Source organism: Flavobacterium sp. FlaQc-28, assembly GCF_044007415.1.
Lineage (GTDB): Bacteria > Bacteroidota > Bacteroidia > Flavobacteriales > Flavobacteriaceae > Flavobacterium.
This window is the reverse complement of record NZ_JBIPCM010000002.1, coordinates 794,860-811,631: the sequence shown is the minus strand read 5'-3', so window position 1 is coordinate 811,631 and position 16,772 is coordinate 794,860. Positions and strand designations below refer to the sequence as shown.

Annotated in this window: 12 protein-coding genes and 1 pseudogene; 11 read left to right on the top strand and 2 right to left on the bottom strand. The window is 37.0% G+C overall.

Going from position 1 to position 16,772, the window contains the following annotated elements:
- Positions 1-5,794: pseudogene (locus ACHRVL_RS09530) on the bottom strand (hypothetical protein); the annotation flags it as partial.
- Positions 5,731-7,278 (bottom strand): hypothetical protein, encoded by a 1,548-nt coding sequence (locus ACHRVL_RS09525; RefSeq protein ID WP_395412168.1) that lies wholly within the window; start codon positions 7,276-7,278, stop codon positions 5,731-5,733. The pseudogene ACHRVL_RS09530 and the gene ACHRVL_RS09525, both read right to left, overlap by 64 nt.
- A gap of 1,106 nt (positions 7,279-8,384) precedes the next feature.
- On the opposite strand from ACHRVL_RS09525, the gene ACHRVL_RS09520 reads away from it, so the two are divergent.
- From ACHRVL_RS09520 to ACHRVL_RS09470, 11 genes are all read left to right on the top strand, one after another.
- Positions 8,385-9,695: a site-specific integrase gene (locus tag ACHRVL_RS09520; RefSeq protein ID WP_395412166.1), complete on the top strand. Its 1,311-nt coding sequence runs from the start codon at positions 8,385-8,387 to the stop codon at positions 9,693-9,695.
- A gap of 674 nt (positions 9,696-10,369) precedes the next feature.
- Positions 10,370-10,747, top strand: coding sequence for a single-stranded DNA-binding protein (locus tag ACHRVL_RS09515; protein WP_395412186.1), 378 nt, complete (start codon positions 10,370-10,372; stop codon positions 10,745-10,747).
- A 35-nt stretch (positions 10,748-10,782) separates the two neighbouring features.
- On the top strand, positions 10,783-11,856 hold the full coding sequence (locus ACHRVL_RS09510; RefSeq protein ID WP_395412165.1) for a DUF932 domain-containing protein: 1,074 nt from the start codon (positions 10,783-10,785) through the stop codon (positions 11,854-11,856).
- Positions 11,857-11,908: 52 nt separating this feature from the next.
- Positions 11,909-12,391 (top strand): hypothetical protein, encoded by a 483-nt coding sequence (locus ACHRVL_RS09505; protein ID WP_395412163.1) that lies wholly within the window; start codon positions 11,909-11,911, stop codon positions 12,389-12,391.
- 11 nt (positions 12,392-12,402) lie between these two features.
- Positions 12,403-12,738 (top strand): molybdenum ABC transporter ATP-binding protein, encoded by a 336-nt coding sequence (locus ACHRVL_RS09500; RefSeq protein WP_395412162.1) that lies wholly within the window; start codon positions 12,403-12,405, stop codon positions 12,736-12,738.
- A gap of 10 nt (positions 12,739-12,748) precedes the next feature.
- Positions 12,749-12,943, top strand: coding sequence for a hypothetical protein (locus ACHRVL_RS09495; RefSeq protein ID WP_395412160.1), 195 nt, complete (start codon positions 12,749-12,751; stop codon positions 12,941-12,943).
- A gap of 11 nt (positions 12,944-12,954) precedes the next feature.
- Positions 12,955-13,566 carry a PRTRC system protein E gene (locus tag ACHRVL_RS09490; protein ID WP_395412158.1) on the top strand — a complete coding sequence of 204 codons (612 nt, stop codon included), beginning with the start codon at positions 12,955-12,957 and terminating at the stop codon, positions 13,564-13,566.
- Between the two features lie 18 nt (positions 13,567-13,584).
- Positions 13,585-13,803 (top strand): PRTRC system protein C, encoded by a 219-nt coding sequence (locus ACHRVL_RS09485; protein WP_395412156.1) that lies wholly within the window; start codon positions 13,585-13,587, stop codon positions 13,801-13,803.
- Positions 13,804-13,819: 16 nt separating this feature from the next.
- The gene (locus ACHRVL_RS09480) at positions 13,820-14,995 is read left to right on the top strand and encodes a hypothetical protein (RefSeq protein WP_395412184.1); all 1,176 of its coding nucleotides are present in this window, start codon (positions 13,820-13,822) and stop codon (positions 14,993-14,995) included.
- Complete coding sequence (locus ACHRVL_RS09475) at positions 14,992-15,714, top strand: PRTRC system protein B (protein ID WP_395412154.1); 723 nt, start codon at positions 14,992-14,994, stop codon at positions 15,712-15,714. The genes ACHRVL_RS09480 and ACHRVL_RS09475 overlap by 4 nt, the downstream gene beginning before the upstream one ends.
- A complete protein-coding gene (locus ACHRVL_RS09470) occupies positions 15,714-16,511 on the top strand; it encodes a PRTRC system ThiF family protein (RefSeq protein WP_395412151.1) in 798 nt (265 codons plus the stop codon). Before ACHRVL_RS09475 ends, ACHRVL_RS09470 begins: the two co-directional genes overlap by 1 nt.
- The last annotated feature ends 261 nt before the right edge of the window (positions 16,512-16,772 follow it).

The following is a 16,772-nucleotide window of genomic DNA, read 5'->3' as shown; positions in this document are numbered from 1 at the left end:
CATTTCCTCCTGTTAAAGCATCATACCAAACAATATTTCCAGTTTCTGGACTTACATTTATACTTGCAATTGTTGGTGCATTTATTAAACAGAAGTCTTGATCTGTATCTGTTATGTTTGGTGTGCCAGGATCAGTAACACTTACAACTACAGCTTGTCTTACATTACTTTCACAAGTTGTTGTAGCATCTTTTAAGGCTGCATAATACGTTCTTGTAGTTAATGCTGTTGCTGCTGTTACTACATTTCCTCCTGTTAAAGCATCGTACCAAACAATATTTCCTGTTTCTGGACTTATATTAATACTTGCAATTGTTGGTGCATTTACCAAACAGAAATCTTGATCTGTATCTCCAATATTTGGTGTACCTGGATCGGTAACACTAACCGCTACTGCCAACCTTACATTACTTTCGCAAGTTGTTGTGGCATCTTTTAGAGCAGCGTAATAAGTTCTTGTAGTTAATGCTGTTGCTGCTGTTACCACATTTCCTCCTGTTGAAGCATCATACCAAACAATATTTCCTGTTTCTGGACTTACATTTATACTTGCAATTGTTGGTGCATTTATTAAACAGAAGTCTTGATCGGTATCTGTTATGTTTGGTGTGCCTGGATCAGTAACACTAACAGCAATAGGTTGTCTTACATTGCTTTCACAAGTTGTTGTGGCATCTTTTAAGGCTGCATAGTAAGTTCTTGTTGTTAATGCTGTTGCTGCTGTTACTACATTTCCTCCTGTTAAAGCATCGTACCAAACAATATTTCCTGTTTCTGGACTTATATTAATACTTGCAATTGTTGGTGCATTTATTAAACAGAAGTCTTGATCGGTATCTGTTATGTTTGGTGTGCCTGGATCAGTAACACTAACAGCAATAGGTTGTCTTACATTGCTTTCACAAGTTGTTGTCGCATCTTTTAAGGCTGCATAATACGTTCTTGTTGTTAATGATGTTGCTGCTGTTACTACATTTCCTCCTGTTAAAGCATCGTACCAAACAATATTTCCAGTTTCTGGACTTATATTAATACTTGCAATTGTCGGCGCATTTACTAAACAGAAATCTTGATCTGTATCAGTTATATTTGGTGTGCCTGGATCGGTTACAGTTACTGTTATCTCTAATCGCGTTTTACTCTCACAATATACGGTTGGGTTCAATTTTATTGGAACAGAAAGTACTCCATAATAAATTTTACTTGTTAATAGATCACTTGCCAATAACGGAGTTGTACTAGTTGCAGAATCATACCAAACAACATCAGTTTCATTAGTCTTAAGATCTGAAACCTTTGGACTGTTTATTACACAAAAATCTTGAGTATTATCATCCGTTGTTGGTGTTGCAGGATCGGTTACAGTTACGGTTACTTCTTTAAGTTCACCAGCTTTATTTGGGCAAGTGTTATCACTTGTAACTGCCACATAATATGTCATAGGACTCATCGCCGCTGTTAACCCCGACGCTGTTAAAACTCCAGTCGCATTGTCTACTGTGTAGGTTACACCATCTATTTGACCTGTAAAAATAGGTCTCGTCTTATTTGCATCTAAATACCAAAAGAATATTGGATTTATTAAAGTACTCGACGGTGTTAAAGTCGCAGCTGTATTATGACAAACAGAATCATTATCAACTGTAATATCTGTTGGAAGTGAACTTGGTAAAATAGTGAACGTTACCTGTTTTCTATCACCAGGAGCGGTTTCACAATATTCATCAGAACTAAGTCCTACATAATAAGTATAGGTTCCTGGAACCAAACCTGTTAAATTTAAAATCGGAGTTACCTCACCTGCTATTAAATTACTTGTAGTACCATTAAAACTATACCAATGATATACTGGATTTGTAAGCGTTGGAGCTGGCGCAACTAAAACAGCTTCTAACTTCACATTTCCATTTTCAGCACAAATCACAGTACTAGACCCATTATTTATTTTTACACTAGCTATAGTTGCAGCTGGCGTGGTTGCTCTAACCACAACTGTTACAACACCTCTTGTTAAAGCTGGACAACCATAACGCATAGGTTGAATATAATATTTATAAGTACCTGCCGCCATTGTCGCTGGAAGTGTATAAGATTGACCATTAGCCAATACATTACCGCCAGTTGGAGAATCATACCAAGCATAAGTTGAGCAGTTCTTAGGGGCTACCTCCAATTTTAATTCAGAACCGGGACAGACCGTGAGCGTATTATTAATATCACTGCCAATGACCTTCGTGTTGGTTACTCGATCTATAGTATGAACTCTAAGCTGATCAAATACACTTGCTACACCTCCTAAACTAATTTTAACTCTATCATAAGGCTGTGTTTGAGGTGCAAGAATTGTCATAGCCATAGTATCGCCTGAAAGTAATCTTAAACTCAATAAACTACTGTTGTTCTGTATAGGCGCTCCAACTTCTATATTTCCTGAATAAAGCTGAATAGTAAACCCTGTAAGTAAATTAAGGTTTAAAAGTACACCTGGTTTCGAAATCACTATTCTAAGACTATCACCAACCATTGATGGTGTTCTAAAAGCTGCTGTAAGTTCGGCTGCTGCCAAAACTCCCGCTCCACTAAACATTGTAGCATAAGTACCCACATCATTATCAGCAGCATTCCATGGTTGAGAAACCCCTACTGTAGTAGTTAAAGCCCCAACTCCTAAATCTCTTACGCCTGAGAAAATATCTTCAATATCCCCCTGACCACAAGTAATTTGTGTTACCTGTTTTTTGTAATGAGCATCATAAACATTAATACTTTGTCCCACACTTAAAACTGATCCTAATTGTACTCGAATACCATCATAATCTTTAGTACCAGAAACATCAGAAGGAACGAAGGTATATTCGAATGAGTTTTGCCCTGATAATAAATTTACTAATGATCCAGATACAGATTGCAGAGTTCCAATATCAATTGGATTTCCAAGTCCATCACGTTTCGTACCAACTACTGTAATACTTTGTCCAACCGCAATTAAACTGTTTTCTAAACCAAGTTTCACAGTTACGGGAGTCCCTTTAGAAATAGTTGTTGGCCATTGCAGGTTTTGCCATGTCGTTCCGATACCCAAAAGTCCTAAACCTGTAGTTATTGTTGAATATGTACTTGGGTTACCATCTACTGCTAAAGCTTCATTCGAAACACCGCCAGTAATAATTGATCCTGAAGATTGTGTATTTGCATAAACTCTTTCTAACAAAGTATCACAATCCAATGGATCAATAACACTAATTGTTACCGTTTGACTATTGGTACATGTTCCATTATTAGCAATTGCAGTATAAGTATAAACACCAACAGTATTAAGCGCTCCTGTACTATTTGATGGCAATGCATTTCCTTGCGGATCATACCAAGTTATTAGTGCGTTTGACGTTGCAGTTAATGTTACAACTTCTCCTTTGTTAACGACTCTATTAGTGATTACATTTGTTAAAGTTGGAACTGGATTAATTGTAACAGTTACTTTCTCTTTGGCTGATAAACAGCTATTACCTGTCGTTTGAGCCTGAATCCAGTAATCTCCTCCTATCGTAATATTTGCAGCCGCTTCGTCTGTAATTTGAGTGTTTATTGGACTGTAGAAAGTATAAGTTGTATTTCCTAATGTATCAAAATTTGTAATAGCATCTTTTAAATTCACTTTCGCACAACCTGATAAAGTTGGCAAAACTGTCAAAGTTGGGGTAGCTGAATAATTTACGACCACTTCTTTTCGGTCACCAGCAGCATTTTCGCAAGAACCTTGATTAAATACAGAAATATAGTAATTTTTAGAAGCTGTTAATCCAGTAATCGTTAAAGCACCTGTTACACCATCTTTTGAATATGTTATGCCGCCTATTGTCCCATTTGCAATTGGTGTAATATCACTCTGATTTTCATAATAGTTAAAAGTCACTCCCGTTAAAGAAGATGTTGGAGATAATACGATTCCTCCTGCACAAGAAGCTGTCAAAGGACTACTTATTAAAATATCCGCAGGTGTTGGAACTGGTACAACATTTACTGTCACTGCTTGACGAGTAGAATTCACACAAGTCCCACGTGTTTCCTCTAAATAATAAGTTGTACTCGTACTTAATGCCGGTGTAGTATAAGTTGAAAGTGCTGAAAGCTCAGTACCTCCTGTAGGTAGATTATACCATTTATATGTTCTTCCTGTAGTATCTGAAGTAACCGCTAAATTTGCTGATTTCCCTACACAAACAGTAGTTCCTGACACTGTTGCTTCTTTAAATCTATAAGATGCCCCATAAATATCTAAGCTAGTTGCTACAGTTGCTAATCCTCCTAATCTTACTTGAATTGCTGTAAATGGCCCTGCTGCTGCAAAACTTGCTTTAAAGCGGTTTCCGCCTAATAACTGAACATTTACAAGAGCACCAATAGTGCTCAAATCACTGTTTGGCGTTGATCCATTATAGCTTCTTAAAGTAACATTGGAAACAAGTCCAATATCTACAATCCCGCCTGGCAAGCCCAATTCTACATCTATTATATCTCCTGCTTTTCCTATTATTGGTGGAGCAAAATTTAACATTTGCTCAATATAAGCTCCAACTCCTACAACTACTGTTAATCGTGTTGCTGTATTTAAATCTCCATCGACTGAATTATCACCAGGAGGTGGAGTTGCTGTACACAATGCACATAATACCCCATCCGTTTGGGTAATTTGCGTAGTTGGTCTCAAACAAGCATCAACTGTATTAATTACCGACACATTGATTGCTGCTCTTGAACTGCTTACACAATCTGAGGCCCCACGCGCTTCAACATAAAATGTTTTACTCGCTGTTAAAGCTGGAACAGGCATATAAGTACTAGCTCCATCACTTAGATTTAAAGGAGTTCCTCCTGTTGGTGTATCAAACCATTTATAAGAAACACCAGCGACAGGATTTGAAACCTCTAAAGTAATACTTTGTCCAGACTGAATAACCACGTTCGAATTTACAGGGACAGGCACTGAAGGTCGCGGACTTACATTAAGAGTTACCGATGAACGCGGACTTACACAATCTCCAATCACAGCTTCAACATGATAAGAAGTAGTAGTCGATAAATTTTGAGTTGTATAAGACGTTCCTGTAAAAACTAAATTTCCTCCAGTTAATGCATCATACCATTTATAAGTGGTACCGACAACTGGCGAATCGACTGTTATGGTACTTGATTGTCCTGCACAAAGATTTGACGGAGATGCCGTGATAGTAGATGTAACAGGATTATTTACAGTAACAAGAACAGCTGACCTTTCACTATTAACACATCCGTTACGAGTAACCTCTACATAATAAGTTGTATTTGCTGTTAAAGCAGGAGTTGTAAAAGCAGCCGTACTTGTTAGTAAATTTCCTGCTGTCGCAGCATCATACCACTTAATCGATTCACCTAAAGCGACATCGGCTGTTAATGTTGTTGTTTGTCCACTGCAAATAGTTTTATTTCCAGTTATAGTTCTTTCTTTAAACTTATACGAAGCTCCATAGATATCAAGACTAGTTAATAATAAAGCCAATCCTCCTAATCTAACTTCAACACGATCAAAGGCTGATTTTGCAGTTAACGTAACTCTAAAGCGTTCACCTCCCAATAACTGAACATTCAAAAGAGAGTTTACAGCCGCGCGATCGTTATTGAATGTAGCACCGTTGTAAGTTGCAAGAGAGATATAACTTAATAAACCAACATCAGCCAATCCACCCGGAATTCCTAACTCAACTGTAATAACATCTCCTGCCTGACCTGCATTATTAAATTGCAAAATCTGCTGCACCAATCATTAATGAGTCCAACAGGTACAGACAGCCTTGCGGCAGTATCATTATCGCCATCAACCGACTTATTCTGATCCAATGAACCACAAAGTAAACAAAGCCCACTCTGAGAAGTCTGCTGGCTATTTGCCTGCAAGCAGCTGCCTTGCGCAGCCGCAACCGTAACCGTTATAGGTACTCTTGCACTAACACAACCAGCAGCACTATTACGAGCCTCAACATAAAAAGTTTTTGTCGCAGTTAAAATAGGTGTCGTAAAAGTATCTGAGTCTCCTAATAATTTAGTTCCTCCCGAGGGCACATCATACCAATCAAAAGTAACCCCAGATTCATTTGTAAAAGCGCTTAAAATTGCATTTTGTCCTGATAGTATTGACACACTCTGAGTTAATACGGTCGGATTTGCAGGAACTGCCGTTGATGTAACAGTTACCGTAGTTCTCGTTGTTTTACAGCTTCCAATTGCCGCCTCAACATAAAATTTTGTAACACCTATTGGAACTGTCGGACTATAAGTATTTCCAGTTGTTAGAAGGTTTCCCCCTGTTTCTGCATCGTACCAATTATAATCTGTACCAAGTACAGGATTTATTACAGATAATGTAGTTAGCTGAGTTGCCCCAGCAGAACAAATCGTCGTTCCCGTAGTACTAATCGTTGGCTGTATCGGATTAATAACATTTATAGTAACAGGTAATCGTTCATTGCTTTCGCAGCCAACCATTCTCGAAGTACTTACATAATAAGTAGTTGTAGCTGTCAAGTTTGGTGTAGTAAATGTACCAAGTGTAGAAAGTGGCGTGGTCGATGTTGCAGAATTATACCATGCAAGAGTTGTTCCTGCAGCCGCAGTTGCAGAAAGCGCTGCAGATGATCCATAACATACAGATTGTGTCTCTCCGCCAACAATTGTTGGTTTAGCAAACTGCAAGCGAACATCATAAAGGAGCAAACTATTAAGCACACCAATACCGCCTCCAAGTTTAACAACAATTCGATCAGTATCTTTAGTCAAAGTGTATCGTACAACACCAACCTTATTACCAGAAAGTAATGATAGCTGTAGAATAGAGTTGCCTAATCCAATAGCTGCACCGCTATCTACATTATCCAAAAATGGCTGAATTGTCGCAGTTGAGAGCAGTTCTAAGTCAAGTAAATCATTGCCGCTGCCAATGTATAATACAATTTGATCACCAGCTTTTGCAATTTGATTAAAAATCAAGGTTTCCTTAAGAGTACAGCCAACTCCTACAACAGTACTAAAAGATGTAGCTGTCGAAGGTACAGCAATTGACTCTGCATCGTAAGCAAAACCAGCATTTGTTATACCAGAACCAATGCATAATCCCGTATTATTAATACTATGCGAAGTGGGTCTACAAAAGGTTTGCGAAAAAGTCATATTGCTCAGAAGCAATAGAAACACCAAACCAAATAATCTCTTCTTTAAGATGAGATCGTAAAAAGTAATTTTTTTCATAATTTGGAAGATTAGAAAATGGACAATAAAATACCTGTTGCGGTAAGCACGTATGCTTAGGCAATTTTAAAATTGTTAATAATCAAACAGTTAAAATGAAGTTTAAATTTTTAATAACCCAAAATGAAACTTCACCTTAATAAAAATTATGTTGTATTATGTATACCAAAGTATACTAAAGAGCACTTTTTGTTCTTTTTCAACAAAAAATGTCTCAAAACTTTTTGGAAATACTGATCTAGACCAGACTTACTCGCGGAGTGATTTGTAATAGGGGTAATTTTCATAAAAGAAAATTTAAATTTAAGTAGAACCAGGGTAGTTTTATTAAATACACTATCGTTCAATTTTCATAGAAAGTTGATTACTCTTTCTATAAAGTTTCTTTCATTAGAATAAATTCTAAAGTTGAAGTAAGTTTCATTAATAAAAAATATACTGTTTTAAAAAAAACAGAGAAACTATCTTCATCTACAAAATCGCCGATTGGGTTTTGAAAATGAAAAAATAAAATAATTATAAAATTTGGATAACAAGTTTGAAGTGGAACTAAAATTAAATTTCGAAATCCATTCAATTTTATACAAACTCGTAAAAAATAAAGCCAAAATAATACCTAATGCAAAAATGATAAAGAAAGTAATGATTAATTCCATACGCAGCTTAATTAAGTTATTATAAAAAACTTCAACTCTCATTGTTATAGAAGTAAACAACTAAGTATCAAAAAATACTTTCTTAAGAATGTAATTTCCAAAACAGAAAAAACAACTTTGTTTAACTTTTCTAATCTAAAATTAGAAAAAAGAAAAACACTAAACAAACGTAAAATTCTTATTTTTTCATTAAAAAAGATTAATAAAAAGCAAAAGTAAGCAAAACGATTAAAACCGTTTATATACAATGCTTTATGAAACAGTAGTCTTAGTTTGGAACTCGGTGTCTGATAGGTTTTAGTCGTGAAAGCACAAAGTTAGGTTACTAATTCGTTACCGATTGACAAAGGCGATTAATAAACTAACTATCTATATTACAGTGTTTTGCGTTCTTTTTCTTATTCCCTTGTAACTCAAAATAATTTAATTTTAACATTAAACATTTGAGTTATGGAACAGACAAAAAAATCCACGTTCAAACTACTTTTCTACCTGAAAAAAAATGAGCCAAAAAAGAACGGTAATGCCCCAGTTATGGCACGCATTACCATTGATGGAACAGCTAAAACTTTAGGGACAAAGTTAGAAATTAACCCTAATAATTGGGATTTAAAGCATGGAAGAGTTGAAGGCAAGAGTGCCAAAGCACTGAGTATTAATCAAAAATTAGATAATATACGGGGACGTATCGACACTATTTATGGAGATATGCTAAAACACGAGGGCTTTGTGACGGCACAAAAGCTAAAACTTGAATTTCTCGGTGTTGGTGTTATGGAAGATTCTTTGCTGAAAGTATTTAAAAAGAACAATGAAGACTTTGAAAAAATGGTGGCAAAAGGAGAACGAGCCAACAGTACATACTACAAATACAAAATTGTCTATAATCACGTTGAAGAATTTATAAAAAGTAGATACCATCGTGATGATATGGCTTTTCGGGAATTGACTTGTGATTTTATCAGAGAATTTGATTTCTTCCTTAGAATAGACAAAGAATGCTCCCATAATACTGTTTGGGTATATACGATGCCACTTTATCGTGTTGCGGAAATAGCTGTCAAAAGTAGTCTTATTAGGAAAAATCCTTTTGAAGATTATGAAATCTCTATGAAGGAAAATGACCGCAGCTATTTACTTAAAGAACACGTTGAATCCCTTTTATTACACAATCCTTCACAACAAAAGTATGAACTTGTAAAGGATCTTTTTATATTCAGTTGCTTTACAGGGTTGTCTTATATAGATATTAAACAACTTAAAAGGACTAACATTCAATCCTTTTTTGATGGTCACGATTGGATTATAAGCCGAAGACAAAAATCTGACGTTGCTTCTAATGTAAGACTTATGGAAATACCCAAACGGATTATTGAAAAATACAAAGGTACCACCCGAAATGATTTTATTTTTCCCGTTCCCACAAACAGTATTTGCAATAGTCACATAGACAAACTTATCAAGGAATTAGAAATTGTTACCGAACAAAAAGTAACTTTTCACACGGCAAGGCACACCTTTGGAACCATGTTTTTAACAGAGGGTGTTCCATTGGAAAGCCTTAGCAAAATGATGGGACACAAAAATATTTCCACTACACAGATATACGCCAAGATTACCAGCCAGAAAATTAGTAAGGATATGGATTTGGTTTCATCAAAATTTGCAACTATGGAATCAGCATTTATTGAAATGGAATCAGAAAATGTTTTATCGAAAGAAATTGCATTGACTGAACAAGAATTTGAACTTATGACTTAATTTTCTTTTATATACCGTTAACAAACAGAAGCAGGATTCAACGATCCTGCTTTTTTTATGCCCATACTTAATCCTCAAAGCACATTTATTTTCACAACGCAAATCCCAACACTCATAAAAGAGCTTTGATTGGATCTTTAAATCAAGAATATTGAAGAAAATGCCCTTCACAGCCCATTTCAATATTTTCTTCAATACCCTTTCCGTGGCTTCCTCAGCCACCTATTTACACAAGAAATAAATAGACTAACTGCAAGGGTGCAGGTTTTGTAATCACACAGACCATTTCTTAATGCCTTTTCCATTGGCTTCCACATAGGTTTTTATCCAAGAGCCAGTATGCTGTTTTGTCCCATTTCAAGAGCAAAGGTATTTCCGTGTTCTTAACGCAACATCAAGGTCAAGCCCTGCGGGTTTGCCAAAAAATCTCCACCCATTCGGGTCGTATTTTTTGTCAAAACCTTGTTGTTGCTAAACACGAACCTTTTATGCTCGTGAAATGAAACAAAGCATACTCCGGCTCTTTAAACGAATAAAAAAAAATGTCAGAAATGAAAAAATACAGCATTAGAAATGGTAAAAGAGAAACGAAACTTCAGCACCTCCTCTCATTACCGAATAAATCAAAAAAAAATAAAATCAGAACAAAATCAATAACGCAAAAAATAGAAATTATGAACATCACAGGACGATTGACGAGAGATGCGGAGGTACGCACAACGTCACAGCAAAAACAAGTAGTAAACTTTTCAGTAGCAATCAACGACAGCTACCGTAACAAACAGGGCGAACGCATAGAGCAGACAACCTATTTCGATTGCTCCTATTGGATAACGCCCAACGTTGCCAAAATCCTAACAAAAGGCTCGTTGGTGGAATTATCGGGCAGGGTAACTGCAAGGGCGTGGACAGGCAATGACGGAGAAGCACACGCAGGACTGAATTTTCACACCTTCCAAATCAAACTGCACGGAGGTGGTAAAAAATCAGAAACTGTACAAGCTACCTTAGAAACAGCCACTAAAGAAACAGAGGACGACCTCCCATTTTAACAACAAGTATTCAAATAATTTTAAAACATTTTATCATGGCACATAATATCAATTTCAACGAGAGAACAGGACGTTATTCATTCTTTAGCGTACAACAAAAAGCGTGGCACGGTTTGGGGCAAATCGTGGAGCAATACCCAACAAGCGAGGAAGCTATCAAACACGCAGGGTTAGATTACGAAGTTGTAAAATCACCACTATTTACCAAAGGTTCGGGTATTATCGAAACAGCTAACGGCATAGAGATAGGCAGTAGTGAATTGGAAGTTCCTAACTATTTCGCCAACATACGCACCGATAACAATGCAGTATTAGGTGTAGTTGGTAAGGATTACCACATCGTACAAAACCGTGAAGCCTTTAATTTCTTTGATGCTATTGTAGGCGGTGGCGAGGGCATTCTGTATGAAACCGCAGGAGCATTAGGCAACGGAGAACGCATATTTATCACAGCCAAATTGCCCGACTATATCCGTGTAGGTAATGGCGATGATGTAACAGAAAAGTACATTTTCCTAACTACTTCGCACGATGGTAGCGGAAGTATCACAGCCGCATTTACACCTGTCAGAATTGTTTGCCAAAATACGCTGAACGCTTCACTACGCAGTATGACTAATGTGGTTCGTATCAAACATACTTCGGGAGCAAAACAACGTATCGAAAACGCCCATAAAATTATGGGACTGGCGAACACTTTGAGCAAGCAATTAGAGGACATTTTTAATGAATGGGCAAGCGTAAAAGTAACAGACCGAGAAGTAAGAAAGCTAATCCAATTGGCACTTTGCCCGAATAAAGAAACGCTTGACTTAATTAAAAAAGGTGCAGAAGATGAAATTTCAACCTTGTTTAAAAACACCGTTGATGATGCTTTTTCTTATGCAATGATAAGCGACACGCAACAAATGGATACTACTAAAGGCACATTGTTCGGAGCGTACAATGCCGTTACAGGCTACTATCAGAATGTACGCAATTACAAAAATGATGAAGCCAAGTTGCAGAGTATTGTATTGGGTGGTAATGCCCAACTCAAATCACAGAAAGCATTTGAATTGTGTACTGCCTTTGCAATGGACGGTGCGGAAATCTTAAACCTTAATTAAATAACTATAGGCTACCGCTTTAAACGGTGGTAGTCTACTAATAACAAACATTATGGCAAATTGGTGTAGTAATACGGTTGTTTTCGAGGGCAAACCCGAAGCAATCGAACAGATACAGAAGCTATTCAAGTTAATGGCAGAACAGGAACTAAAAGAAAACTGTGGACAGTTACCCGACTTTATTTCGGAAGATAATGGAGGTTATTTCTTTGCTACCTACCAGTACGAAGGCGATACAGACGTATTTCAATACGAAACAAAATGGTCGCCTAATATAGAAGTGGTACAAAAAATAGCAGAACACTATAAAGTGAATTTCATACAGGATTATGAGGAATTGGGTTGCTTGATATATGGCAGAGCAATATTTGCTGACAGGCTACTCACAGATATTTATTTGGAAGATGATGATTTTGAAAAATATCAGTTTGACGAAGAAACCGATACTTACCTTTTTGAAGGCAAAGAATACGACAGCGATTGCGAGATTTTGGAAACCTTGTTAGAGCAGAAAATAGCCAATCATCAACCTTAAAAACAAGAATAATGGAAGCGAAAATAATAGCCACCAAGTTTGTCCGCTATGATGTACCCGAATTGGAAACCCTACAATTTGCAAAGGTTTATCTATTGAGAGAGAAACTGAACAAAGGCGAAAAAATGAACCGAGCCGAAAAGAATTGGCTTGCAGAAGCAGTAAACCGAAATGCCTATTTCAAAAAAGCAGTTCCCTTGCACGGTTATCGGTTTGGTTTTGAAGATGTTTTGAAAAACTATGTAGTGAAGCTATACGGCAATTGGGCAGAATATAATGCACCCGACAAGACAAGCCTTAGAAGCATTGTATATGGCAGGATTGAACAAATAGCACAAATTAATTAATCCAACAACTATGAAAATAACAGATATAAATGGTTGTCAAATCGAAGTAACAGATTTAAAGGAAGCTATAAAAATAGCAAGACGATACAAAGAATATCGCCACGAGGACAGCAATTTTTCGGAGTTTGACAAAAGACAAAAAACCTATTGGTCGGATATGTACGAGAAACTAACAGCAACCAAAATGCAATTAACAACATCTTAAATTTTACAACAATGAATACTAATTTTTTCAATCAGATAGCACAGTTGGACTTTACAGGAGTATTACAACTGAACATTTCAAAAGGAGTAGAAAATAACCTAATCGTTTCGGTTATCCTCAACAACGAACAATGCGGAGATAACGCCAAAAACCTAATTCCGCCACTAACATTTAACGCAACACCCCAAGAGTTTGACGATGGATTTTTTGAGCAGATAACCGCACCTATTAAAACCGTTTCGGGTTTAATGGTGGATATGGAAAAATTTCTAAAACAATTAGAAGAAGTCAAAAAACAATCGGCTATGGAGAAAGAAAAAGCCGACAAACAGAAGAAAGAACAGGAAGCCAAAGACAAGAAATTTAAAGACGGAATGGCAAAGGCGGACGAGTTAGAAAAAGAGGGCAAATTCCGTGAAGCGTGGATGAAAGTACCCGAGATAACGGAGTTTCCCGAAAAAGCGGACGAGATACGCAAACGTAAAAACGCATTGTCTGACAAGTTTGCAACACCGAGCCTTTTTGGAGCAATGGAAGAAGCAAAACCCGAACCGCAACAGGCGGAAGAAGTTACAGTAGATTATCTTACTGATGAAACTGACGAAGACGAACAAAATTATTAATCTAAAAAATTAAAAGTCATGTTATTAGCAACGCAATTAGAACGAGTTTTCATACTCAAAGATAAAGGAAAGGACATCAAACTGACCGACCCTGAACCACGTTGGAGCGTGGAAGCCGTAATGAATTTTTACGCCAATATGTACCCTATTTTGACAACGGCAAAAATATCTGCACCGCAAATAAAAGATGATGCAGTTGAGTACAAATTTGAAAGCGTAATGGGTACAAAAGGTTAAACCAAAAATAAAAATGATGAATAATGCAACCACATATCCTATCGGGAATTATCAGCATACCCGAACAGAAACGACAACGGCAATTGCACCGACAGTTAAACGAGTTCGCACAATGGATGCAAAGACCAAAAGATGCAAACGAAGTGCAGAAAGACAAGCGGAAAGCAGTACCAATAACGATGTTGCCAACTATTTTCTAAAGTCGGTATTCCTGCCTAAACTGAAAACGGAACAATCCGTACAGGCTTGTAAGGAAACCGCAAAAATAGAGCGGAATTTTTATCAATCCCTTTCCAACCTTGCAGAGCATTACAGTATTGAACCAATGCAAACACAAATTTATGGCTATCCCTACAATATAGCTTTGGCGATGTGGGATATAGAAACCCAGTTAAAACGTACCCATTTAAATTGGGATAGTTTGCAATTGGTACAGGATAGTAAGAAAACCTTTTTTGTTAGCGAGGAACGATACGATACAAGAACGACCTTGTATTATATTCCTATCGTTCCGCTCTTTAAAATGCTCAACGACAAAAGGCGTAAAAAGACCGCTCAGTTATTGGTTTCCGTATGCAGTTATCTGTATCACATCGCTGATATTCCGTATTACAGACAAGAAAACAGCTACCTATTTTGGATGTATGAAATGATGACCGATTGGGTGGAACAGGACGATGAAACGGACGAAACTGAGAAATATAAGAGTGAGTTAAGACAAGCCGAACAAATTGGCGACAAAATAGAACAGAAACTATTCAACCGTATCAATTTACAATTATTTAAACAGCATTTAAACAACTTCAAAAGCCTTGATGAATTTGACCAGGAATGTTGGCAAGTAGCTTATAAAGTTTTTGAACTTTTTACGGAATATCCAACAGCAAGTATATTTAAAAATGCCCCCTTTTCCGAACAAGACTCTTACAATGATGATTATGACAATGAAACCATTGGAATGGAAAAGTACATTTCATTTGTAGCAGATACCAAAGGTTGGTTATATGAAAGTCTTTCGGATAGCATTAACAATGAATTTAATGAGTACGGAGCAATGGCAGAACCCATCATTAGCAAATATTTTGACGGAAGTGAAATAACGGCAACCAATCTTGATTTTGAAAACCGCTTGTTTCCGATACTGAACGATTTATGCGGTTTATTAGATGAATATAAAATGACGACAAAATGAACAATTTAAACGACATCACCGAAAATTTAGGAACCTTATATTATCCAAAATCTGCTTTGGTTTTTTATGAAACCAAAGGTACAAATACAGATATGTATGTGGAGCACTTCGATATGGACAGGAACGGCAACCCTATCAATGCACACCCTTTGACCGTAAAAGAAGCCAATGTATTGGCAAAATCATTACAGACGGATGAAGAAATTAAAAAAGCTTTTTTAAAACCTAAAGGAATTTTACCGACCAACATTTTACACATCAATCCGAGCGAAAAAGCTACGGTACTTTGGTACACCAAATCACAGCAAAGGCAACTGTATTTTGTGAATGGTTTGGGCATTCCGAACGGAAAAGCGCAAGTACCGTCAATGCTTTGGTTTGCCAATAAAAACAGCCTTTCAGTATTTGCTTTGGCAAGCGATAGAAGACCGACAGAAAAAACGCTTTTGCATTACGCACCATTTTTCAATGTATATGAAAACGGAAATGTATGTATGGGAACAGTAAATATTGATATTCAAAATTCGGCTTCGGTGGAGGAATTTATACAGGCTTGGGAAAGTTATTTTTTCAACAGTTATTTCAGCCATTTATTGGGTAATTACAATCCGATAAAAGGAAATTGTGTAACCATTTGGAAAGACATAATTGGTATAGATAAAACCTTTCCGAAAGAGGTACTGAAACTGAATAATAAAACCCTCAAAAATCTATTGTGATGAAAACGAAAATACATTTTACAGATAGTGATTTAATCAATCCGACCAATCCGATTTTAGTAAATTTAATTGGTGCAGGTGGAACAGGTTCAAAGGTTTTGACTGCATTGATGGAAATGAACCACAGTTTAACTGAGTTGGGACACGCAGGACTACAAATCCGCCTTTGGGATGATGATGTAATTACCCAAGCAAATTTAGGAAGACAGCGTTTTGCCGAATGTGAAATTGGATTATACAAATCCGTTGCATTAATCAACAGAGCCAACCGATTTTCGGGAACAAATTGGAAAGCGGAAACGGTAAAGTTTGAAAAAGACCGTTTAGATAAATTGCCCGAAAATGCAGGAGCAAGTATTTATATTTCTTGCGTGGACAGCGTAAAAGCAAGGTTTGGGATTGCGGATATTTTGAATATTCTGAACAACGGTAAAGCCTATTCCAACCGCCCACGTTATTGGTTAGATTTTGGTAACAGCCAGCACACAGGACAAGTGCTACTATCTACAATAGGAACAATTAAACAACCCAATTCCGAGAAATACGAAACGGTGGCAAGCCTGCCATTTGTTACCGATGAATTTGGCGAACTTTTAAAACAGTCTGAAGAGCAGGACGACACGCCAAGTTGCAGTTTAGCTGAGGCATTAGAAAAGCAGGATTTGTTTATCAATTCGTCATTGGCACAAATGGGTTGTTCTTTACTTTGGGGCTTATTTCGTTATGGAATGACAGAATACAGGGGGTTTTTCCACAATCTGAAAGATTTCAATACCCACCCGATAAAAGTTGCCTGACCCGAGAAATCGGGCGACAAAAATGCAATTCCTTACTTCGGTCGGAAACGCATTTTTGCATTTAATTAGGTGCAACCACTTTGTCAAAATGCACCGCTCCACAGTTCCCTTCCTCTACATTTTACCAAACAGGTTGCGTTATTATTGCGTGGGATATTCATTATCCCATTTTTGGTTTTAGCGAACTTCTTTTCTTTTCACATCTGCGACCAAAGAAAAGAAGCAAAAGAACGTCGCTTTTTTACGTCTGGTTTTTGACCT